Raw genomic sequence first — 23,157 nt, 5'->3', positions numbered from 1 at the left:
TGCAGCTGCGAAAGCGGTTGGAGAAAAGTCAAAAATGAAACTCTCCGCTTTTTCCTCCTGTTTTCTCTTCCAGATGGACATCTGTCATGACCATCCGTTTATCCAGGGCTTTGCACATATCATAGACGGTAAGGAGAGCAACCGATACACCGGTGAGCGCTTCCATCTCCACTCCTGTCTTCCCTTCCAGTTTAACCGTACAGCGGACAGTGACTCGCGGAGAAGGTTCCTTTTCCAGTTCAAAAGTCACCGCGCAATTCTGCGTCAGCAAAGGATGACACATAGGGATCAGGTGAGCCGTCTGTTTCACTGCCATGATCCCGGCCACCTGGGCCACGGTAAGCACATCCCCTTTTTTGATCGCATGCCCTTCGATGGCCGAAAGCACTTCTTCACTCACCAGAAGACTACCAGTCGCTGTAGCCGTACGGAAAGTTGGCTTTTTTTCTGTTACATCTACCATTCGGGCATTTCCGTTTTCATCAAAATGAGTCCATTCCGACATCATTCTCCTCCTTTTCCATTTTGGGATCAACAAACAAAGATACACCTGTCATACAGAAAATGCAGGCATCTGCTGTCCGTCAAAAAAGCCGCAGAAGCGTTCTCTCTGCGGCTTTTTATCTTTTTAGTTTTTAAACATTTTTCACCGTTGCGATATCGATCAGCTCCAGCTTACGGATGTCTGTGTTCTCAAGACTGGTAACCAGTGCAGTGGCTGTATCCATAGCTGTCAGAACGTTCACACCTGTCTCGATGGCCGTACGACGGATCAGGAAACCGTCTCTGGAATGCTCCACACCCTGAGGCGGAGTATCGATGACCAGATCGATCTCATGACCGAGGATCAGATCCAGAAGGTTCGGTGAAGGCTGTTCTACTTTGTTGGTACGAACGGCATTCACACCTGCTTCCTGAAGAACCTTGGCAGTTCCAAGCGTTGCAAAGATCCGGTAGCCGATCTTCTCAAAACGACGGGCCACATCGATGATATCTTTTTTATCCTCATCACGGACGGTGATGATCATATTCTTATATTTCGGAAGGTTGATGCCTGCTCCAAGGAAGGCTTTATAAAGAGCTTCATTGAAGGTTCTGGCGATACCCAGACACTCACCGGTGGATTTCATCTCCGGTCCAAGACTGATATCCGCGCCGCGGATCTTCTCAAAGGAAAATACCGGCATCTTGATCGCAATATAATCTGCTTCCTTCTGAAGTCCCGGTGTGTAGCCCAGTTCTCTGATCTTCTGTCCGAGGATCACCTTGGTTGCCAGAGGAACAATGGGGATACCGGTTACTTTACTGATATAGGGAACAGTACGGCTGGAACGCGGATTTACCTCGATCACATAGACATCTTCCCCGCAGACGATAAACTGGATATTGATCAGGCCGATGACATGAAGAGATCTTGCCAGTTTTGCAGTATAATCCGTAATGGTGGCTTTTACCTTATCATTCAGGCTCGGAGCCGGATAAACGGAAATACTGTCTCCGGAATGGATACCTGCACGTTCAATGTGTTCCATAATACCCGGGATCAGGATATCCTCGCCGTCGCAGACAGCGTCAACCTCGATCTCTTTTCCTACAAGGTATTTATCTACCAGGATCGGATGCTCCTGTGCGTAACGGTTGATGATGCCGATGTATTTCTCCACATCCTCATCATTGATAGCAATCTGCATGCCCTGTCCGCCCAATACATAAGAAGGACGGACCAGAACCGGGTAACCCAGCTCATTGGCTGCTCTGATACCCTCTGCTGCAGTAAATACGGTCTGTCCCTTCGGTCTCGGGATCTGACACTCTTCCAGGATCGCATCGAAGAGCTCACGGTCCTCAGCTGCATCTACATTCTCTGCAGAGGTTCCAAGAATGGGAACACCCATCTTCATAAGAGCTTCGGTCAGTTTGATCGCTGTCTGGCCACCGAACTGTACTACAGCTCCATCCGGTTTCTCGATGTTTACGACATTCTCCACATCCTCGGGAGTCAGCGGCTCAAAATACAGCTTATCTGCAATGTCGAAGTCCGTACTTACGGTCTCCGGGTTGTTGTTGATGATGATGGTCTCATAACCCTCTTTTCTGAATGCCCAGGTACAATGAACGGAACAGAAATCGAACTCGATACCCTGACCGATACGGATAGGACCGGAACCGAGAACCAGAACCTTTTTCTTGCCGCCGGTCTCAACCGCTTCATTCTCACGGCCGAATACGGAATAGTAATACGGAGTCTCTGCCTCAAACTCTGCGGCACAGGTATCAACCATCTTATAGGCAGCTACAATACCGTTGTCATAACGGAGCTTCTTGATCTCCTCTTCCTCTTTTCCGGTGAGGCGGGCGATGACATTATCCGGGAACTCCAGTCTCTTGGCTTCTTTCAGAAGCTCCACTGTCAGTTCCTGTGTCTTCAGTGCCTGCTCCATCTCCACAAGAATTGCGATCTTGTCAATAAACCACTCATCAATGGCGGTGATGGAGTGGATCGTCTCATAGCTGACACCACGACGAATAGCCTCAGCGATCACCCAGATCCGGCGGTCATCTACGACTTTGAGCTGTTTGATCAGAGCGTCATCATCCAGATTGCTGAAATCATAGGACAGAAGACAGTCTACATGCTGCTCCAGGGAACGGATGGCTTTCATCAGAGCACCCTCAAAGTTATCACAGATACTCATAACCTCTCCGGTTGCTTTCATCTGTGTCGTCAGAGTTCTCTTTGCGGTGATGAATTTATCAAAGGGAAGACGCGGGATCTTTACTACGCAGTAGTCCAGCATGGGCTCAAAGCTTGCATAGGTTTTTCCGGTAATGGCATTCTTGATCTCATCCAGCGTATAACCGAGAGCAATCTTCGCTGCTACCTTTGCGATAGGATATCCGGTAGCCTTACTTGCCAGTGCAGAAGAACGGCTGACACGGGGATTTACCTCGATTACGCAGTACTCAAAGCTTTCCGGATGAAGGGCGAACTGCACGTTACAGCCTCCGGTGATCTTCAGCTCGGAAATGATGTTCAGGGCAGAGGTACGGAGCATCTGGTATTCTTTGTCGCCCAGTGTCTGAGAAGGAGCAACTACGATACTGTCTCCGGTATGAACACCTACCGGGTCAAGGTTTTCCATGTTGCAGACAGTGATCACGTTTCCGGCACTGTCACGCATTACCTCATACTCGATCTCTTTCCAGCCGGCGATGCAGCGCTCTACCAGAACCTGACCTACACGGGAAAGACGGAGTCCGTTCTCCAGGATCTCTACCAGTTCTTCGTAATTGTGTGCGATACCACCGCCGCTTCCTCCAAGTGTATAAGCAGGACGGAGTACGACCGGGTAACCGATCTTCTCAGCGAAAGCCACACCATCTTCTACATTTTCAACAACCAGGGAAGCTGCGATGGGCTCACCGATCTTCTCCATGGTTTCCTTGAATTCCAGACGGTCCTCTGCTTTTTTGATGGTCTCTGAAGTAGTTCCGATCAGGCGGACATTGTGTTCTTTTAAGAAACCTCTCTCTTCCAGCTCCATTGCAAGGTTCAGGCCCGCCTGACCTCCCAGAGTCGGAAGGACGCTGTCCGGTTTTTCTTTTTCAATGAGCTGTTCTACCACTTCTACGGTAAGAGGCTCAATGTATACTTTGTCAGCGATATCTTTATCCGTCATGATGGTAGCCGGATTGGAGTTTAAAAGTACGACCTCGATCCCCTCTTCTTTCAGAGAACGGCAGGCCTGGGTTCCCGCATAGTCAAACTCTGCTGCCTGGCCGATAACGATAGGGCCGGAGCCGATCATGAGGACTTTCTTGATTTCTGGATTCTTAGGCATTCTTTTTTACCTCCATCATCTTCATAAAACGGTCAAAGAGCACACCGGAATCCCGGGGTCCCGGGGAAGCCTCCGGATGGAACTGCACGGTGAAAATATTTTTTCCCGTATAAGCAAGACCTTCGTTGGTTCCGTCGTTTACATTTACAAAAGCAGGCGTTGCCACCTTCGGATCCAGAGTCTCCATATCCACCACATAACCATGGTTCTGTGAGGAAATGTATACACGGCCGGTAGCCAGATCCTTTACCGGATGGTTGCCGCCACGATGGCCGTATTTCATCTTATGGGTATCTGCACCGGTAGCCAGCGCCATGAGCTGATGGCCGAGACAGATGGCAAAGATGGGGATTTCTGTGTCATAAAGCTTTTTGATCTCACGGATCACTCCGGTACATTCCTTCGGATCTCCAGGACCGTTGGAAAGCATGATGCCATCCGGTCTGGAGGCGATGATCTCCTGGGCTGTGGTATCTGCCGGATAAACCGTAACCTCACAGCCTCTCTCATTTAAAGAGCGGGCGATGTTTCTCTTGGCTCCCAGATCCAGAAGAGCCACCTTCGGACCTTCACCTGGAAGTACATATTTCTCTTTGCAGGTAACCTTCTCCACTACTTTTCCGGTGGTGTAGGCTTTCAGCTGCGGAAGGATCTCTTCCAGAGAATAGTTCTCATTTGTGGTGACCATACCGTTCATGGTACCTTTTTCACGAAGGATCTTGGTCAGGGCTCTGGTATCCACACCTGCGATTCCCGGGATATTATATTTTTTCAGGAAATTCTGAATGGTATCCTCAGAGCGGAAGTTGCTGGGCATACGGGAAAGCTCCCGTACGATATATGCATCCGGCCAGGGGCGGTCAGATTCCATATCTTCATAACAAATGCCGTAGTTGCCAATCAGAGGGTAGGTCATTACCACTGCCTGTCCTGCATAGGACGGGTCGGTCAGGACTTCCAGATAACCGGTCATGGAAGTGTTAAACACGATTTCGCTGATTACCTCCCTGGTTGAACCAATGCTGGTTCCGGTAAAGACGGTTCCGTCTTCCAAAATCAGAAATGCTTTCATATGTCACCTAATCCTTTCTAAACAATTGCGGGTTGCACAAAAAAAGGAACGAGAATAAGAACTCCTATTTTCCTATTCGTCGCCCCTCCTTACTTTTGCTCAAATTGTCGATATTCTATCATATCCTCTTCTGCTTTTCAACTGTTTTTTTACATAAAAATGTATTTTTTTCGTTCAAACTGTTTTTTTCCTATGATATACTAAAAAACAAAGTGCCGGGATGTGTCAATACCGCATAGAAAACCATCAGTATCCATTACCAAAAGGAGGAACTCACCATGAGTAAGATCACAAAAGAATTCATCATGCGCGGCAATGTCATGGATATGGCAGTCGGTGTCATTGTCGGCGGAGCGTTCAGCAGCATCATCAACTCTCTCGTCAATGACGTCCTGATGCCTGTCATCAGTCTCGCTACCGGTAAGGTAGATTTTACCAACCTTTTTATCGCACTAGACGGCCAGTCCTACCCAACCCTGGATGCAGCCAAGGCATCCACCTCTGTTTTTGCTTATGGTTCTTTTATCCAGACTGTGATCCAGTTTCTGATCATTGCTTTTTCCATTTTTATGGTGGTAAAAGGCATCAATATGCTCCGCCGGCCAAAACCGGAAGCAGCCCCCACCACCAAAGAGTGCCCTTACTGTAAATCCGAGATCCATATTGATGCGGTAAAATGCCCGCACTGCGCATCCGAGCTTCCCAAAAAGTGAGTCTTAACTGCACCATCAGCTGCATAGACTGTAGGGAAAGCGCCTGTTAAGAGGTTGACTTATGCCACGGACTATGTCTTCTGATACACCGGATAAAGGCCGGTTCCGCATCCATGTGGACTCGGCCCTGAACCGCTCTCCTGTAGAAAACGCCAGGATCCGGATCTTTGATACCGGACAGCCGGAAAAGCTTCTGGAGGAGATCGGCACCGATACAAATGGAAATTCAGAAACCGTGGAGCTTCCGGCTCCGCCCCTTGAGTACAGTATGGAACCAGGTGAAAACCAGCCTTATTCGGAATATACCTTCCAGATCGAGGCAGATGGCTATGAACCTTTTTCCATCTCGGGGGCGGAGCTTTTTTCCGGTTCTCTGGCCCTGCAGGATGTAAAACTTTCTCCAAAAGAGGCTTCCGGAAGCTTTCAGAACTATACGGTTCCCGCACATACCCTCTTCGGCAATTATCCACCGAAGATCGCCGAAGCCGAGATCAAGCCGATCCGCGCCTCCGGCGAGATCGTACTGAGCCGCGTTGTCGTTCCGGAATATATTGTCGTTCACGACGGTTCTCCCAGAGACAGTACGGCCGAGGATCACTATGTCCGTTACTCGGACTATATCAAAAATGTGGCCTCCAGTGAGATCTATGCCACCTGGCCCCGCGCTACGATCACAGCCAACGTACTGGCGATCATGTCCTTTACCCTGAACCGCGTGTATACGGAATGGTACCGGAACCACCAGTAATTCGGGATTGAGGGAAGATCTCATTCAGGTTGATTCTAAATCGAATGTTGACCGAATCGGCCCTGACGTCAATCCGTTCTACCAGCTTATCAACCAGCGTTCTTTTCATATATACATCCGCATTCAGAAAAACATCTTGCCAGGTAGGTATCTGTTTTCTCAGATCTTTCCATTCTTCTGCTGAAACGTCTGCATTTTCAAGTCTGGCTTTTTTCTGATTCACGATTTCCTGCTGTTTTTTCTCTTTTTCTTTCTTCTCATTTATCAGTTTCACAAGATATTCCAGACTCAATGTATATTCCCCGGTCATCGCTTTCGGTATCTTTTCTTCCATGACGGCAATGTCTTTCTGAATTTTTTCCAGCTCCTGCTGCTCTTTGGCGAGATCCTCTTTTAGCCTTCGCTTTTCCCTCTGCTGGTTTTCTTCGACCTCCTCCAGAACATCATCATTTTCCTGAAGCTTCCCTATGTACTCTGCAATGGCCGAAAAGACAATGGGTTCTATTTTATCCGCCCGCAGGACCATGCTTTTTTCATGCGGAGTTCCCTGATAGGCTAGAGGACACTTATAGATATAAGTTCGTCCGCTCCGTTTTTCGCCGGTTTCCTTAATCACCCAGTAATTATACTTGCTCCCGTTTGTCATCTTGGCACCGCAATAGCCACAGTGCAAAACGTTAATCAGGGCAAGCATCCCGGAACTGCTCTTTACCGTCCGGCTTTCTGCGTTCTCAGCAGAAAGCGCATACTGATCTCTTCTCTGCTGTCTGCTTCTCTGCACTGCATTCCAGTCAGCCTCATCAATAATCACGATCGCTTCGTCGGGCTCACTGGCCATGATCCAGTCCTCACTCCCCAGCTTCCGGTATCGTCCATTCAGCTTCTCCCGCCTGTTGTAAGCCGTATACCCGGCATAGATCGGATTCGTCAGAATACTGGTAATCGTCCCGGCTCTCCAGAAATCATTGGGGGCCATTTTGCCATACTGAGGATCTACATTTAAAATCTTGGCGATCTTCGCAGAACCCAGATTTTTATTGGCCGCCAGCTTATAGATGTATTTTACCACATCTGCCTGCTCTTCATCTACTACTAAATGCTTCAAAGCTCTTCCATGTTTACTGATCTCCCCGGATAATTCCAAATGGTATCCGTAAGGCGCCTTCCCGCCCATAAATTTTCCACGTTGAACCAGCTTTTTTGCTGTATCTTTGACTCGCATTCCCGTATCTGAACTGCTCTTCTGAGCATTTCCATACCGGATAGCAAGCATTATCTGGCCCGTAACGTCATTGGATTCAGGAGAAATATGGCCGTCTTTTACGGTATAAATGTCAACACCGTACTTTTTCAGTTCCATGACATAGTTGCCGACATCCCACAGCCGCCTTCCTATTCTATCGTCTTTATAGGCAACCAGAATATCATACTCCCCGTTCTCGGCATCCCGAAGGGCTTCCTGCAATATATCTCTGTCTACAACGGCATTTTTATAGCCGCTGTTGCTTCCCTCAAAATATTCCTTGCCGTCCAGCTGCCAGTCAGAATTTTTCTGCACATACTCCTTCACCAGCTCTCTCTGAACGCTCAGATCTCCGTCTGATTCCAGCTGCTGATTGGAGCTTACCCGCAGAAGCATGCGAACTTTCTTCATTCTTATCTGTCTCCTTCTTACCTGTTCATGAAATTCGGGAAAGGAAAACCTTTCCCGAATCCACCTCACTGAGTTATCTTAGCCAGCATTCTTTCTCAGGGAATCCCTCAGCTCCCCGGACAGAATGTCTTTTACCTCATGCTCAATCCCTAAGTCCCGTTCAGTCTTCCTTGCGGGGAACTCAAAGCGAATTTTTATTCCCGCACTGTCTTCCATTTCAATATACGCATAGTCTCTGTCTTGCATTGGAAATTCCATCCGTACAGATTTTGTTACATTACTATTCTTCCGAACTGAGCTATATTCACGGTTTGTAAGTTTCCCCATATGTATGATCCTCCTTACTTAATTTCTGCTGTCCACTTTACATGCAATCGCCCCATCCAGGCTTTTGCTTCTATGATTGATTGCAAAATGTCCACTCACAATGCATTCTCCTACTTTTAAACCAGATAGCGCATCTTTCCATTCCTTCCAGGAATTTTGCCCTATCAGTTTGGCAATCGTATTTTCGCTGCTCTTCGCTGGCTTAAAAAACAGGAAATTGTTTACCTGCATCAGAGTATCTATCGCTTCTGCACTACACCCTGAAAGAAATTGTGATGCCAGCCATACGCCTACTCCTCTTTTTCTGCCCTCTCGGAGCATTTCAGACAATGTAGTTCCTTTCCCTAAAGGCATCCATTGAAATTCATCATATAAAATGTAGTCCACACTTCTGCACCGCTCTTTCACTTCCTGCCAAAGAATTTCTGTTAGAAATTCCGTCAGAAACTGCCTGTCAAATTCCCCATGATCCGAAAGCTCGACAATCATAATAAACTTGTCCTGTGGATTTTGGCGAAACACTTCACCCTCCAGCTTGTGCTGTTCCTGTGCAAGCTGCGTCTCGGCTCGTTCCTTGTCGGCTCGGAGCTGTTCAATGTTTTTCGGTTTTGCCATTGTGCTTGACCTCCTTTTTTGATTTTGGGGATAAAAAAAGACCGCCGACTTTTCGCATAGTGCGACCAGTCAACGGTCTGATTTTCGGTATTCGCTGTGTTCTAAAATCAGTTCTTTGAAAGATGGCGTTTTTCAATCTCTAATGTTATGAGGGTAGCAGTCATCAGATAGAGGACGGCGATGACACATTCCAAAGCAAGCGAATTGATAGAGCAAGGATAAAAATGTACTAACGCCATCACCAACAGTCTAAGCGGGAAGTATGTGCCTAACCATACAGAGACTTTGTAAAATCGCTTGCGGAATTGCACTCTTCTCTCATTCTGCTCATTTGCCTTTTTTTGATATGCGTATTCAAAGCCTCCAACCATAGCAATAAAAGGAATAAAACTTAGGACACCAAAGAAAATGTTTTGCAGGATCATAACAGACATGAATTGAATGATCAACACCATCACTTCAAGAGTGATCAAAAAAATCATGATCTGGTGGATGCCGTCTGTTTTGACTTCCTTAACCTTCGGCAGGTCATTGTCGCTTTGGTATTCATCATTTAGCAAGTAGTCTGTTGTAACCTGAAACAGCCTACTGAGTTGAAGAATGTTTGTTGCATCTGGCATAGCTGTTCCCATTTCCCAACGGGAAATGGCTTGCCTTGATACGCCCAGCTTATCAGCTAACTCTTCCTGTGACATTCCATTGGACTTTCTCAACCTAACAATCTTATCTGATAATTTCATAATGAAATCCTCCTTTGATTTGGTGATTTCATTATAGCAATGAACGCTTTCAGCCACCACCACTTCAAGTTTACATTTCCGCAACATAACTTTACACTGTGTTTTACTTGCTGGCGGCGAACAGCATTTTATGCTGTTTGCAGACGGAAAGTCCACAAGGGATAGCCGCATAAGCGGCGCAAGGGAGTGTAGCTCCCTTGACGGAACGAAGTGACGAAACATTCTCGGTCGGGCAGTTTTCTTCTGCTGACTGGGAATGAAGCTCCGCAGGACGCACATACTCCCGATAGGAGAGTATAGAAGTGCACCCTTTCGTTCCTAAAGGGATTTTATCAGTTCGACAAACTGAAAGTTTCTTTTTCTTGATAAATGGGGATTAGTTTTCCTTTTTTCCAATCAGCAATAACCACCTATGGTCAAAGCATATTTGTCCCTCCTTGATATAGGGATTAAAACCTGTTTTATCTCCACCATTCAAATCGTATTCCATTTTATCAATAATATCTTTTTGAATATCCTCTGGTGTACTTGTCAAATCCATCCAACTTTGTAGATTTACAGGAACAAGTGTTGTTTCTTCAAGCTGAAGCTCAAAAGCATCCTCAAACAATGCTTCAAATTCTTCTCTGCTAAGTATTCTTGTATGTGAGTTATCACGCATCGTTTCAATAGCGTCATTAGTTTCACGCAATTCTTCTGTAGTCGCTACCATATCCCAAATAACAAGTTTTCCACCTTTTTTCAAAACTCGTTGCATCTCCCGAAAAGGCTTTTCAGGCTCAACAAAATGGTGCAATGAAAGTCTTGTAATCACAAGGTCAAATGTTTCATCTTCAAAAGGTAAGCATTCCGCATTCCCCGATACAAATGATATGTTCTGAATACCTTCTTGCTTTGCCAGTTTTTTTCCCTGCTCCAACATTGCTTCTGTCAAATCCAAACAAGTAATGTCCTTAACATAAGGAGCCACTGCTCTTCCACATATACAGGTTCCAGCAGCAACCTCCAATGCATGTTCATTGCCCTTTGCCTGAATACTACGAATCAAATAATCGGTATATTCTGCCTTAGACATATGATATGAAGCAAATTTCTCTGCTTGTGTACCAAATGATTTTTTCACTTCATTATAGTTATTCATAAACTTTTACCTCGCTGTAAACTTCAAATTTTCATGTGTTCGACAAACTTGAATTTATGTCAATGCGAACTCAATCTCATCAAGTCTATTTGTTATTGCGTTCTTTCTCCCTGTCTCCTTAAAGCCTATTCGACGATAGAGTCTCTCAGCATTTATATTATTCTCAAGAATCCACAGCGTAGGGGTATCCGTACATTGGCCTACTGCGTATAGTAACAATTTCGTTCCATAACCCATGTTTTGCATATCTGGAAGAATATAAAGATCCTCTATTAAACCCTTTGTTACAGAAACAACCCCTATTGGTTTTTCTTCTATAAGCATATAGAGCTTTGTTCCGTTGTTCATCTTGTTTCTCAAATACTCCCGTTGCCGATCTGGCGTGTGTGTTTCTATGAAATCAGGAGTACAAAATGCACGATGCGATTCCTTCCAGGATATTGAATGGATGGTTGCGGCTTGAAGAAGATTTGTTTCATCTACAGGTACTATCATACTTACCTCCACAAATTCCGATTGAGATTTCACCTGTTTTAAGAAATTTAATAACTGTTATATTTTGTTATTAAATTCTCCGCAAACCATTGAAAACACTGGATTTGTCGCAGGTGAGCTTTCCCTTATTGTTTCCCTTGTGTTATATCGTCCCACCAGTGTTTACGAACTCTGATAAGGGCAAATACAAGGGCAAGAAAAATCTATAAAACAGTATAACACAAAATAAAAGTGACATGGTGAACTGATTAAAATGCTTCTGATTTTTGTAACTGATAACTGATTGAATGATAAGGAGATTCGATACGATGAGAACAATATTTGCAGAATACAATCCACAACGCAATAGCATTGATGTTTATACCTCGGCTGGTTATATGCTCCGCATTGATTGTTGGGAAGCAGAAAAGAATTTAAAAACCACACCTGGATCAGACTGTGCATTAAATGCTCTTGCCATTGATGAACCACTTGAGTATGCAAAATTATATCTTGATGGAAATTTGCAGATGTGGGTAGATGCGGAAGACTCATTAGATATTTTTTAATTTTTAAACAAATACAACAGTTTAAATCGCTATTAACCACAATATTTCTGGAAAATTCATCATAGGTTTGTGCAAATGCAAAGAAACGGCGGTTCTGAAAATCAAAGCCGCCGTTTCATAGGCGCGTGAAAATGTGTCTGCTCTGCGACGGCTTTTTTCTTTTGCCGTCGCGCTGCAGATAACCTATTCGTTCTATTTTGAACTTCTTTTATGCTACCTGATGTCTGCAATAGGAATGAATCGCCAAGAATGTAAACACAAATAATTCAATTCCTGCCGAAATCAAAATAACATGCGGTGTCCAGAAACTCATTCCAACGATATTCAGATAATTGAAATCTGCAAGCTGAGAAAGGAAATTGTTCTGCATACCAATTCCGGCAGATGGAAGTATGGTAGAGAGCCATGTTGCTCCCATCGCTACATAAGCAAAAAGCGGCATGAGAAGAACTACAATAGAGATCAGCAAAACTGTCAATGTGTCTTTACATTTTGCAGACAGGAACAACGTACAGCTAACCGTTGCTAATACAGAAAGTAAGCCCGCTGCTGCGAGAATTATCTGCAACTGCCCCAGATTGATGTTTGGCAGATTAATGATAGAGTATCGCATCTGAAACGATGTTTTTAAGCAATCCGTCCCGAACGCTGCATCTAAAATCAGAATGTGTACCGTGATCCCGACAAGGAAAGTAACAACGAAAAGTGTAAATGCCGCCAGAATTTTGGTAATTGCTAATTGTTTATGCCCGTATTTGGTGGTTCGCAGGATGCTGTCACCGCCCGTTTGATATTCTCCGGCGAAAGTAGATGTTGCGATTGCCACACACAAAATAGCAAGGAACAAAATATAAAACTCAATATAATCAAATGCATCTTTAGAAATTCCAGAATGAAGATAAAATGGCGTATCAAGTTCTGAATATTTTTCAAGAGCTTTCTGCTGTGCGGTTTCGTTTTCTCTTTGCTCATTTCGCATGACATCCTGTAAATGTTCTGCGCACTTTTCATAATAGGCTCCGTCAATGTCATTCGGGTCAATATCCATTAAATCAGCACCAATGCCTGTTAATGGATCAGCAAACGCTTCGGACAGACCTTTCAGCAAGGGACGGATCGGGACGATTTTTTCAATATTTACAGCCAGAGGAAGGCCCTCTTCCTCGACTGGCCCATATTCTCGAACGCAGCTTTGATAAGTTTCCAAAGCCGATTTAATCCTATCCGGGGTCACTTCACCAGCGGATGTTTTATATAAATCTTGTTTGTACTTGATAGCTGCCAAGCCGTCTAATTCTGTAACCGTGCCATCTTCGTTTGGACGGTTAATACCTTCAAATGATGCTCATGTGCCATAAAGTAACACAAAAAAGCAATAGACAGCCTCCACAATTCCGTAATGATTGATGCTTGACGGTCTCCTGAAAGTTCGCTATAATAATAACCGTAAAATTTGAGTGGACTTTTCCGGATTCGGTCATCTTTTTGCCACACAACTGTCTAGTGATAGTTGTGTGGCTTTTTTGTTGCCTGCATCTCGGAAATGTTGACAGAATGGAGGATGATTTTTTATGGAAAACAACTTCTTATCTCTGATCAAGACGCGCCGCAGTGTAAGGGCTTATAAATCAGAGTTTGTCCCCTCCGAGGCTTTGGACGCTGTACTGGAAGCAGGGACTTACGCTCCTACCGGCGGAGGACATCAATCTCCAACCATCATTGCAATTACGGACCCAAAATATAGGAAGGAGATTGCAAAACTAAACGCAGAAGTGATGGGGAGCAACACAGACCCTTATTATGGCGCACCTGTCGTGATCCTGGTTTTGGCAGATGGCTCCGCAAACACCTTTGTTGAGGACGGAAGCTGCGTCCTTGAAAATATGATGCTCGCTGCCCATGCCCTTGGCCTGGGAACCGTATGGGTACATCGGGAACGTGAGATTTTTGACAGTGAAAGCGGCAAGGCTCTCCTGCGGGAGTGGAAGCTACCGGAAACCTTGCGTGGCGTCGGGGCGATTGCATTGGGTTATCCGGCCCAGGAAGCCGGTCATCCCGCTGCACGCAAACAAAACTATATTGTTCGGATTTAATGTCCCGCTGTCCGGCGCAATTTTTTTGCGCCGGACAATTTGTGGAGAGGAGGGAAAGTATGCAGACCAATAATAAAATGGCGGTTGCTCCTGTTGGAAGGCTCATTTGGCAAATGTCGATACCGCCGCTAATCTCCATGTTCCTGCAATATTCCTATAATCTGATAGACAGTGCGTTTATAGCGCGGTTGAGTGAGAATGCACTAACGGCTGTTTCTCTGTCATTCCCGATTACAACACTGATGAATGCGGCGTCTATCTGGATCGGTGTCGGCGTGAATGTACTGATTGCAGGGTATCTTGGGGAGAAAAAGCAGGATGAGGCAAATACCACCGTCACACATGGATTGTTACTGGCCTTTGGAATTGGTGCTTTGCTCAATCTTCTGTCATTACTGATTATGAAACCCTACTTTGGAGCATTCACCAATAATGAAGAAATTTATCAGTTGAGTATGGCCTATATGAGCGTATGTTCGTTCATGCAAATTCCTAACATGGCGCATATCGCAATCCAGAAGATGATACAGGCTACCGGGAACATGGTTGCTCCCATGTGCTTCCAGATTGCAGGAGTGGTCGTTAATTTTGTATTCGACCCACTCCTAATTTTTGGTATTGGTGTTTTTCCGGCTATGGGAATCCGTGGCGCTGCGGTGGCTACTGTTGCGGGCTATTTGTTATCCATGATTTTGGCATTTGCCTTGCTGCTGGGCAAAAAGCAGAAAGTGCGGATAAAGATCAAAGGATTTCATTTGCAAAAGTGGCTGATTGGCCGTATTTTCACCCTTGGACTGCCGTCTTTTATTATGAATGCCCTTAGTTCTTTTATGGTGACTTTTGTAAACTTTTTTCTGGTCGCCTATTCCGATACGGCAATCGCTTTCTTCGGTGCGTATTTTAAGGTGCAGCAGTTGATTGTCATGACGGTCAACGGGCTGATCCAGGGCTGTCTTCCTATTATGCGGTTTAACTACGGTGCGGGAAACAGAGATAGGCTGCACTCTGCTTTCCGCTACGGAACCGCTTTGGTCTCCGGTATGATGATACTGGGAACATTGACCGTCATCCTCTTTCCGGCGCAGCTTTTGGGATTATTTACGGCGTCGGAATCCATGCGTTCCTTTGGAATATCCGCTATGCGGATTATGGCGGTCAGCTACCTGTTCTGCGGATGGTCTACCATGATCTCCACCTATCTTCAGGCAACAGAACAGGTCTTTCCAAGTATGCTGATCCAGCTACTGCGTCAGTTTCTGCTGCTCATTTCATTCATGTGGGGTCTGGAAAAACTCCTGAAGATTACAGGGATCTGGCTGTCCTTCCCTGTCACAGAAACGGCAACATTCGTTCTGGCGCTTCTGATCTTCCGAGCAGGCAGAAAAAAAGAAACGCTTTGCAGCGGTACAAAAACACAGTAAGAACAGGAAAAGGAGAGACGATATGGAAATACATATTAAAAAAGGGCTAGATGCTCTGCAAACAGAAACCGTACTTCGCCTTCTATCACAGACCGTATGGGCATGCAACAGAAAGAAAGAAGCAATTATGGAGTCATGGAAACACTCTATCTGCTATGGAGCCTATACCGCCGACGGAAAACAAATCGGATTTGCAAGAGTGATAACAGACTATGCCACCCAGTATTATATTTGTGATGTTGTTGTGGATGCAGATTTCCGGCACAGGGGTGTGGGCGCCTCTCTCCTAAAGGCGATTACGGCAGAAGACACATACCGTTCCCTGCTGGGAATGCTGATCACGGAAGAGGCTGAACAGTTTTATGAACCCTTTGGCTTCCGAAAAGATCCGATCTGTTTTATGACAAGAAAAGAAACACCGGAGGCAATCACGAATGAATGAAACTTTTATGAAAGAAAAACCGGTATTACCGCTGATTTTATCCATGACCCTGCCTATGGTTTTATCCATGCTGGTTAATTCTCTATACAACATTATCGACAGCTTTTTCGTCGCACAGATTAGCGAGGAAGCTATGACGGCGTTATCACTGGTTTACCCGGTTCAAAATTTCATCAATGCTGTCGGAATTGGATTTGGCGTTGGAATCAACGCAGTCATCGCCTTCTATCTGGGCGCTAGAGATAACAGGAAAGCGGATCAGGCTGCAACGCAGGGACTTGTGCTTGCCGTGATTCATGGCGTTGTCATGACAGTCTGCTGTATCGCAATGATGCCGGCTTTTTTAGGAATGTTCACTTCATCCGAGACAGTGATTGAACTTGGCGTCCGCTATTCTGTTGTTGCGTTCGCTTTTACATTGATTATCATTGTTGGTGTAACATTCGAGAAAATATTCCAGGCAGTAGGAAACATGAAAACAACCATGATAAGCCTGATGTGCGGGTGCATCACAAACATTGTCTTAGACCCCGTTCTGATTTTTGGCTATGGCTTATTCCCGGCAATGGGAATCGAAGGCGCTGCGCTGGCAACCGGTATCGGGCAAACTCTGACGCTGGCAATTTATCTGGTCGTTTATTTTGTGCGGCCAATCCGCGTACATATTCGCAGGCAGTACATTCTGCCCGGCAAAGGAATGGTATTGAAGCTATATTCAATCGGCATTCCTGCCACCTTGAATCTTGCACTTCCGTCTCTTTTGATTTCGGCGCTCAATGCTATTTTAGTAGCATTTTCCGAAGTGTATATTTTGGTTTTGGGAATCTATTACAAATTACAGACTTTCATCTATCTGCCGGCGAATGGCATTGTGCAGGGGATGCGCCCCCTGATCGGCTATAACTACGGCGCGGGCGAGAACAAAAGGGTCAGTCAGATTTATAAGATTGTCTTGTGCATGAGCGGTATCATTATGGTACTTGGAACAGTGATATGCCTTCTGATCCCCGGCCAGCTTATGGGGCTGTTTACCCACACAGAAGCGACGATTCAAGCCGGGGAAACGGCTCTGCGTATCATCGGTGCTGGGTTTATCGTTTCTGCGGTTTCCGTTACATCTTCCGGCGCATTGGAGGGACTTGGAAAAGGCACTCCTTCATTACTGATTTCCCTTTGCCGGTATGTAGTAGTCATCATCCCGGCCGCGTTTTTACTCAGCAGGTTTTTCGGGGCCGTTGGCGTCTGGAATGCGTTTTGGGTCACGGAAGTGATTACAGCAATCATTTCTATTTGTATTTACTACAAGGCAATAGCAAAGCCAGCCGAGCCAGTCAACGGTCAAGATGAACGGCGCCATACGCGCCGCCGTTGACAGCCCCGCCCGCCTTTGCAGATTGATATCATTTACTGCTGTTTTGTCTTTGAACCGCTTGCTTAAATGCTCTATTTCCAGTTCCATGCTTACACTCCTCGTGCTAATATGATAATATATATTAGCACGAAAATAAAGACATATAGTACCAATAAAATATCGGTATTTTTGTTTTAATGATATCCCCTTGTTTCTCGCCATCCCCTTACATACCACCTGATTCCAACATATACCAGTTGCACGAATAATAAGAGAAATAGCAGATTGATTGGCAATGTTGTCTTTATCCACTTCCCAAAGTAGATAGCTGTTGCCATGCTTATAAGTATTACCATTATGGTAATACTGTCCCAACAGTATTTCTTATATAGACCTACAATCTTTATTCCGATGAATGCCAAAAATATTCCCGCACCCACCAGACAGCCACCGCAGATCAGTATTCTTATCAGCCAGTATATAATTCCGGCAACGACAGGATTGGATATTCCATTACTAATCTGTGCCACGTTCTTTCCTATCAGTACAACCCAGCCGGCAATGGTCTGTACAAAAGTGGCGATTGTATCAAAGAATACCACGCAATCAGAAATAAATATTTTTGACCGTATCATCTGAAAAAGAGTAGTTGATACGGAATACCATATCAGCAGAAACATCAATGCTTCATACATGGCTGTTTTTGTTTTATATCTGCCTGCCAGTTTTTCTCTCTGCGTATCATACTTTTCCTTGGCTTTCAGATAAGCTGTCTGGTTACAGTTCCCACACTTTTGATAGAGTACCGGCTTTTCAACCGGTATCCCTACTTTTTTCTGATGGGAGATTGAATAATCCCGTTCCTGTTCTGCCTGCCTTAGCTTATCTTGACATTCCTCTGTCATGATTTCGGCAGCGTGCGTTTTCTCTTTCTCGCTCTGCAACAATTCTTTTGTTTTCCTCAAGTCGTTCTTTAAGGCTTGAATGTTCCCTGCTTTGTTCTCGCTGTTTAACTTCTCGTTCAAGGTCAGCGATTTGTCGAGCTGTATTTTCAATTTCTCGATAGTCCGGTCTTTCTGGTCGAGTTCTTCCTGCATCTGCTCTGTCAGCAGTAGCAATTCTTCCAGTTGGTCGTCGCTCTTTGAGTTTTCGTATTCTGTCATCTATATCCCTCGCTTTCTCTATCTGCTGTTCAATGTCAGCAATTCGTTGTTCTGTTTCTGCAATAATCGGTTCTCGCTGTTTAATTTCTGTGCCAATTCTTGCCATTGCTGATTCTCGTCTGTGAGTTGCTGTATCTGGTCTGTCTTTTCTGCCAGAAGTATCAACAGTTCTTCTGTATCCGGCAAGATTTGAAGCAGCTCTGATAATTCTTTCTCTAATTGCTGCAATCGTTCTTCCTGCTCCTGAAAGCACATCAGCTTCTCGTCCTTTTCCTGTATCTCCTGAAGCATCTCTGCCATGATATTCTGCTGTTCCTCTATCTGTGTAATCATTGCTTCCATCATGGGAATTACTTCTTTGCTTTCTTCTAATGTCATTCAACCACTCCCTCCACATCGACAATGCACCGGACACCTTACCAAAGGTTGCAATTACCTTTTGCAGCAGTGCATTTTGTTTTTTAATCATCTGGTTTTCCTCTACCTTCCATGAACCATTCCATATCTGTCCGGTGAGATATTTTTCCTCAATCTTTCTTGCATCCGCACCCTCATGAATCGTAGGGACTTTTAATTTGCCCTGTCTTTCATAAGAGCGGTGGTCAATCTGATTGTCTATGGATAAATGCCGGTTACACATCCTAGCCCATTCGCTTCGCCATAACTCACAATTCTTTGGATTATTCCAGCCGGTAGCATCGGTCAGAACCCGTTTCCATTGTTTTCGGTTTCTTGCCCCGACTTTCTGTACTCCGTTTTCATCAAGTACCGGAATGCGGATTCCATGCCGGTCAGGATTTTTCTTATCCTGCCACCAGTCCGGGTGGGATTCATCAACCACAATATTTCCGTCAGTATCTCTGACAAAATCCCAGTCCTTGACTTCTTTGCTGCCCCATGAATGATCCAGATTGAATGGTCGCATGGTTACAAGTAAATGCACATGTGGGTTTCCATCGCCCTTATCGTGTATGCTCCAGTCGACACACATTCCCTTATCCACGAAAGTCTTTTGAATATATTCGGTTGTATAATCAATCTGTTCCTGTCTGCTCCATTCTTTCGGCAGGGAAAATTCAAATGAGCGTCCAAGCTGTGCATCTGCATTTTTTTCTATCTTCAATACCTCATTCCATAGACGCTGTTTCTGAAATGTGATTTTAAACTTTTCCAGTGCGGCATCTTTATCATCCGCTCTTTTATAACGGATAGACTGTTGAAACCTTTTTATATTTTCTTCCGGTACATGCAGCCATTCAGGAGGTGCATTTTCGCACATCATCAGACTGGTGTAGACGACTTCCTTTTTGGAAGTATAGTAACTGATTCTGCCTGTTTCCTCATTCTTCATCACATCTCCATTAAGATATGCCGATGCGGATATGACAGATTTTCCTTTACTGCGCCCGACAATCTTTACTGTAAAGTGAAATATCGCCATGATACGATTCCCCCTTTCTGCCGTATCCGGCATTGATTTCCGACAGCATCTTCTTCTGGTTTGGCAGAAGTGAAGCTGTCGGAACGCCCTCTGCGCAAGAGTGCCCCCTGCGGCATGAGCAGGTCTGGCTGAAAGCCCCGCCGACGGAACGAGCCCGGCAAGCGTAAGCGCAGACCGGTTGCCACTTGTGGCAAACTTATAAGGACGACCTCTGGTTGTCCATAAGTGCGCCCTTCATTCAAAGGCAATGAAGGGAATGGAAAAACCACTCCCTCCGCCATTACACTTCCTCCATATCTGTAAGTGGCTCTTTCTGCATCGCCTTTGAGAAAAACTTTCCGTTTGTTTCCTGCCTTTTTAAGAAGCCTATCAACTTTGGTAAATCTTCCTCCTCAATCGGACAGCCAAGAACCGATTCCACTGCGCCACCAATCTGACAGAGCCTGTGGGTTCGTTTTTTACTTTCCTCTGCTTTCTTTCTCTTTTCCAGTTCCTTCCGCTGTGCAATGAGCTTTTTTGTAGCTTCAATGCTTTCCTGTTCCTTTTTCTCTAATGCACGTATTCTTTCTTCATAAGTCTTTGTTGATTTCGCCATATCGTCTTCATCCTTTCTTTTTCCGATAAACAACAGTTCCCGGTTGCATATCAGGAGAAGCACATGGTATAATCCTCTTGCGTGTAGGTATATCATGGCTTCGGTCTGATAGAACCTTTGGCGGTTTCTTAGGAAGCCGCCTTTTTAAGTTGCCACATTTCTTGTGACAGCTTTTACATTTCCTTTATCCCTCAGATCACGCCCCTCGTTGGCTTCCATGAACTTTTCCAGAATGTCAATTTTAATAAGGACTTTTCTTCCGACCTTTAATACCGGAAGCTTCTTCCATTCAACCAGCTTTCTCAAAGTGTTTCTGCCAATTCCTGTATAGTCGGCTGCTTCCTCGATGGATAATGCAATCTTTCTTTCCGTCATCTTGTCACCTCCCTATAAATTGCATTATGCAATTTTTGTTGTGCTGTTAGTATAGCGGTTTTATATTGTGTTGTCAAGCGTTATGAAATTTTAAAAATAATTATTATATTGCATATTGCAATTATGCGAGGTACATGCTATAATCCATACATACCGAAAAAGGAGGCAATCAGCATGAAAGATAAAGAACTACGCAAGCTGATAGGCAGCAGGGCAAAACAGCGTCGTCTGGAATTAAATCTGACACAGCCTTATGTTGCAGAGAAGATGGGAGTTACAGCTTCCACAATCCTGCGTTATGAGAATGGTTCGATTGACAATACCAAAAAGATGGTGCTGGAAGGTCTTTCGGAAGCACTTCATGTATCTATTGAATGGCTCAGAGGGGAAACCGATGAATACGAAACCGATATTACGGATAAGAAAGAATTACAGATTCGTGATGCAATGGGCGATATTCTCAAACAGTTACCTCTCGACCTTAGTAAAAAGGAAGATGCTTTTTCCAAAGATTTACTGCTGTTGATGTTAAAGCAATATAACCTGTTTCTGGAATCATTCCAGTTTGCCTGCAAGAATTACAAGGGCAACACGAATGAAGCTGATATTGCAAAAGTAATGGGGTTTGAATCGAATGATGAATATAACGAGATTATGTTTCTCCGGGAGATCACCCACACTGTTAATGCCTTTAACGACATGGCAGATATCGTAAGGCTTTATTCCAAGAAACCGGAAATGGCAGAACAAAGGCTTGAAAATCTTTTATCAGAAGTTTTGTATGAGGATTCCGATTCGGTATAGAATGACAACCGGAGTTATGATATACTTACACGCAAGAAGCATTTCATCAGTTCCGATTGTCTGATATCGAAAGGAGACACACGATTATGGCAAAAGGATCTGTAAGAAAAAAAGGAAAGAAATGGTACTACCGCTTCTATGTAGAAGATGCAAGCGGCAATCTTGTTCAGAAAGAATACGCTGGAACAGAAAGTAAAAGTGAAACGGAAAAACTGCTCCGTCAGGCAATGGATGATTACGAAAGCAAGAAATTTGTCGCAAAGACAGATAATCTTACTGTAGGAGAACTTCTTGATATGTGGGCGGAAGAAGAACTGAAAGTCGGAACACTCAGCAATGGTACAGTGGAAAATTATCTTGGTGCAATCCGTTGTATCAAGAAACATCCAATTGCAGAACGCAAATTGAAAACTGTTACTGCTGAACATTTACAGGCATTTCTCGATCTGCTTACATTCGGTGGGGAATTTCCAGATGGAAAAGTGAGAAAAGGATACAGCAAAGATTACATCCATTCCTTTTCAGTAGTATTACAGCAGGCTTTCCGGTTTGCAGTATTTCCAAAACAGTTGATTACTTTTAATCCCATGCAGTATATTAAGCTGAAAAAACAGGCAGAGGATGTGGATTTATTCTCCGATGATGAAGTAGAAGAAGGCATACAGCCTATTTCACATGAAGATTATGAGAGACTGATAGAATACCTCAAAGTAAGGAATCCACCTGCAATCCTGCCAATCCAGATCGCATACTATGCGGGACTTCGTATCGGTGAAGTTTGCGGATTGACATGGCAGGACATCAATCTTGAAGAACAATGCCTGACCATTAAAAGAAGTATCCGCTATGATGGCACAAAACATAAAAACATCATCGGACCGACCAAGCGAAAGAAAGTAAGGATTGTTGATTTTGGTAATACTCTGACCGAATTACTTAAAACCGCCAGAAAAGAACAGCTTAAAAGCCGGATGCAGTATGGTGAACTTTACCACCGCAATTTCTACAAGGAAGTACAGGACAAAAACAGAGTGTATTATGAATATTATCATCTGGACGGAACCGAAGAAATCCCGGTAGATTACAAGGAAATCTCCTTTGTCTGCCTGAGACCGGACGAATGTCTGGAACTGCCAAGCACACTCAGCATTGCCTGCCGATCAGTTGCAAAAAGGCTGGACGGATTTGAGAATTTCCATTTCCACCAGTTGCGACACACCTACACAAGCAACCTCCTCTCAAACGGAGCTGCCCCAAAAGATGTGCAGGAACTGTTAGGACACTCTGATGTCAGTACCACAATGAATGTCTATGCCCACTCTACAAGAAAAGCAAAGCGAAACTCTGCTAGACTTCTTGATAAAGTAGCAGGCAACGACTAAATAAAAAGTTCCCTTATTTCCCTTGCGGATTCCGCATAAGGGCAAAAATAAGGGAAAATACATATCATTTCACTATCTAATGGGCTGGAAAGCCCGTAAAATAAGGAAAGTTCAGGAAATCTCTCCACAAATTCCGATTGAACAAAATCGCTGCGCGATGGCCTACCAAGGCTATGGCATAGCGATTTTCTTTTT

Annotated in this window: 24 protein-coding genes and 1 pseudogene; 9 read left to right on the top strand and 16 right to left on the bottom strand. The window is 44.7% G+C overall.

Annotated features, from left to right (window positions below):
* Positions 1-28: 28 nt before the first annotated feature.
* From moaC to DXA57_RS13450, 3 genes are all read right to left on the bottom strand, one after another.
* Complete coding sequence (gene moaC / locus DXA57_RS13460) at positions 29-508, bottom strand: cyclic pyranopterin monophosphate synthase MoaC (RefSeq protein ID WP_117767831.1); 480 nt, start codon at positions 506-508, stop codon at positions 29-31.
* 127 nt (positions 509-635) lie between these two features.
* Complete coding sequence (gene carB / locus DXA57_RS13455; RefSeq protein ID WP_117767830.1) at positions 636-3,842, bottom strand: carbamoyl-phosphate synthase large subunit; 3,207 nt, start codon at positions 3,840-3,842, stop codon at positions 636-638.
* Positions 3,835-4,914, bottom strand: coding sequence for a carbamoyl phosphate synthase small subunit (locus DXA57_RS13450; protein ID WP_117767829.1), 1,080 nt, complete (start codon positions 4,912-4,914; stop codon positions 3,835-3,837). The genes carB and DXA57_RS13450 overlap by 8 nt, the downstream gene beginning before the upstream one ends.
* 278 nt (positions 4,915-5,192) lie before the next feature.
* On the opposite strand from DXA57_RS13450, the gene mscL reads away from it, so the two are divergent.
* Entirely contained in the window at positions 5,193-5,627 is a 435-nt protein-coding gene (gene mscL / locus DXA57_RS13445) for a large conductance mechanosensitive channel protein MscL (protein ID WP_117767828.1), read from the top strand.
* A gap of 61 nt (positions 5,628-5,688) precedes the next feature.
* The gene (locus DXA57_RS13440) at positions 5,689-6,375 is read left to right on the top strand and encodes a carboxypeptidase regulatory-like domain-containing protein (protein WP_117767827.1); all 687 of its coding nucleotides are present in this window, start codon (positions 5,689-5,691) and stop codon (positions 6,373-6,375) included.
* On the opposite strand, the gene DXA57_RS13435 is transcribed toward DXA57_RS13440, so the two are convergent.
* From DXA57_RS13435 to DXA57_RS13410, 6 genes and pseudogenes are all read right to left on the bottom strand, one after another.
* A complete protein-coding gene (locus tag DXA57_RS13435) occupies positions 6,329-8,029 on the bottom strand; it encodes a recombinase family protein (protein ID WP_117767826.1) in 1,701 nt (566 codons plus the stop codon). The two genes, DXA57_RS13440 and DXA57_RS13435, sit on opposite strands and share 47 nt — an antisense overlap.
* A gap of 78 nt (positions 8,030-8,107) precedes the next feature.
* The gene (locus DXA57_RS13430) at positions 8,108-8,356 is read right to left on the bottom strand and encodes a hypothetical protein (protein WP_117767825.1); all 249 of its coding nucleotides are present in this window, start codon (positions 8,354-8,356) and stop codon (positions 8,108-8,110) included.
* Between the two features lie 531 nt (positions 8,357-8,887).
* A pseudogene (locus DXA57_RS17850) lies at positions 8,888-9,040 on the bottom strand (DUF3847 domain-containing protein); the annotation flags it as partial.
* A 38-nt stretch (positions 9,041-9,078) separates the two neighbouring features.
* On the bottom strand, positions 9,079-9,711 hold the full coding sequence (locus DXA57_RS13420; protein WP_117767824.1) for a helix-turn-helix domain-containing protein: 633 nt from the start codon (positions 9,709-9,711) through the stop codon (positions 9,079-9,081).
* 376 nt (positions 9,712-10,087) lie between these two features.
* A complete protein-coding gene (locus DXA57_RS13415; RefSeq protein ID WP_023924069.1) occupies positions 10,088-10,852 on the bottom strand; it encodes a class I SAM-dependent methyltransferase in 765 nt (254 codons plus the stop codon).
* A gap of 54 nt (positions 10,853-10,906) precedes the next feature.
* Positions 10,907-11,347, bottom strand: a complete 441-nt coding sequence (locus DXA57_RS13410) for a GNAT family N-acetyltransferase (protein ID WP_019162962.1) — start codon at positions 11,345-11,347, stop codon at positions 10,907-10,909.
* A 308-nt stretch (positions 11,348-11,655) separates the two neighbouring features.
* Between DXA57_RS13410 and DXA57_RS13405 the strand changes: the two genes are divergently transcribed.
* Entirely contained in the window at positions 11,656-11,895 is a 240-nt protein-coding gene (locus DXA57_RS13405; RefSeq protein ID WP_117767823.1) for a DUF6061 family protein, read from the top strand.
* A gap of 208 nt (positions 11,896-12,103) precedes the next feature.
* Here DXA57_RS13405 and DXA57_RS13400 read toward each other — a convergent pair whose 3' ends face one another.
* Complete coding sequence (locus DXA57_RS13400; protein WP_243005802.1) at positions 12,104-13,180, bottom strand: ABC transporter permease subunit; 1,077 nt, start codon at positions 13,178-13,180, stop codon at positions 12,104-12,106.
* A gap of 286 nt (positions 13,181-13,466) precedes the next feature.
* On the opposite strand from DXA57_RS13400, the gene DXA57_RS13395 reads away from it, so the two are divergent.
* Genes DXA57_RS13395 through DXA57_RS13380 form a run of 4 tightly spaced genes read left to right on the top strand, consistent with a single transcriptional unit; the run spans position 13,467 to position 17,223 of the window.
* Entirely contained in the window at positions 13,467-13,988 is a 522-nt protein-coding gene (locus DXA57_RS13395) for a nitroreductase family protein (RefSeq protein WP_117767821.1), read from the top strand.
* Positions 13,989-14,047: 59 nt separating this feature from the next.
* A complete protein-coding gene (locus DXA57_RS13390) occupies positions 14,048-15,409 on the top strand; it encodes an MATE family efflux transporter (protein WP_117767820.1) in 1,362 nt (453 codons plus the stop codon).
* Positions 15,410-15,431: 22 nt separating this feature from the next.
* Entirely contained in the window at positions 15,432-15,851 is a 420-nt protein-coding gene (locus DXA57_RS13385) for a GNAT family N-acetyltransferase (protein WP_117496007.1), read from the top strand.
* Positions 15,844-17,223, top strand: coding sequence for an MATE family efflux transporter (locus tag DXA57_RS13380; RefSeq protein ID WP_117767819.1), 1,380 nt, complete (start codon positions 15,844-15,846; stop codon positions 17,221-17,223). Before DXA57_RS13385 ends, DXA57_RS13380 begins: the two co-directional genes overlap by 8 nt.
* Positions 17,224-17,396: 173 nt before the next feature.
* Here DXA57_RS13380 and DXA57_RS13375 read toward each other — a convergent pair whose 3' ends face one another.
* The 5 genes from DXA57_RS13375 to DXA57_RS13355 form a co-directional block, all read right to left on the bottom strand.
* The gene (locus tag DXA57_RS13375) at positions 17,397-18,107 is read right to left on the bottom strand and encodes a DUF6040 family protein (RefSeq protein WP_117767818.1); all 711 of its coding nucleotides are present in this window, start codon (positions 18,105-18,107) and stop codon (positions 17,397-17,399) included.
* Positions 18,085-19,806, bottom strand: coding sequence for a MobA/MobL family protein (locus DXA57_RS13370; protein WP_117767817.1), 1,722 nt, complete (start codon positions 19,804-19,806; stop codon positions 18,085-18,087). Before DXA57_RS13370 ends, DXA57_RS13375 begins: the two co-directional genes overlap by 23 nt.
* A complete protein-coding gene (locus tag DXA57_RS13365; protein ID WP_005345966.1) occupies positions 19,782-20,087 on the bottom strand; it encodes a hypothetical protein in 306 nt (101 codons plus the stop codon). The genes DXA57_RS13370 and DXA57_RS13365 overlap by 25 nt, the downstream gene beginning before the upstream one ends.
* Positions 20,087-20,401 (bottom strand): hypothetical protein, encoded by a 315-nt coding sequence (locus DXA57_RS13360; protein ID WP_014080633.1) that lies wholly within the window; start codon positions 20,399-20,401, stop codon positions 20,087-20,089. Before DXA57_RS13360 ends, DXA57_RS13365 begins: the two co-directional genes overlap by 1 nt.
* Positions 20,402-20,545: 144 nt before the next feature.
* Complete coding sequence (locus DXA57_RS13355) at positions 20,546-20,776, bottom strand: helix-turn-helix domain-containing protein (RefSeq protein WP_117767816.1); 231 nt, start codon at positions 20,774-20,776, stop codon at positions 20,546-20,548.
* A 174-nt stretch (positions 20,777-20,950) separates the two neighbouring features.
* Between DXA57_RS13355 and DXA57_RS13350 the strand changes: the two genes are divergently transcribed.
* Together DXA57_RS13350 and DXA57_RS13345 are read left to right on the top strand one after the other, a co-directional pair.
* On the top strand, positions 20,951-21,580 hold the full coding sequence (locus tag DXA57_RS13350) for a helix-turn-helix domain-containing protein (RefSeq protein WP_003505395.1): 630 nt from the start codon (positions 20,951-20,953) through the stop codon (positions 21,578-21,580).
* 86 nt (positions 21,581-21,666) lie between these two features.
* Entirely contained in the window at positions 21,667-22,962 is a 1,296-nt protein-coding gene (locus tag DXA57_RS13345) for a tyrosine-type recombinase/integrase (protein WP_117767815.1), read from the top strand.
* Here the strand turns inward: DXA57_RS13345 and DXA57_RS17380 are convergent.
* A partial coding sequence (locus tag DXA57_RS17380; RefSeq protein ID WP_207661542.1) for a hypothetical protein occupies positions 22,959-23,157 on the bottom strand: 199 nt, incomplete at its 5' end. The genes DXA57_RS13345 and DXA57_RS17380 overlap by 4 nt on opposite strands.

The sequence above is a fragment of the Blautia sp. OF03-15BH genome (assembly GCF_003463065.1).
Classification (GTDB): Bacteria; Bacillota; Clostridia; order Lachnospirales; family Lachnospiraceae; genus Limivivens.
Note: the sequence above shows the minus strand (reverse complement) of the source record. Positions and strands in the feature narration are given on the sequence as shown.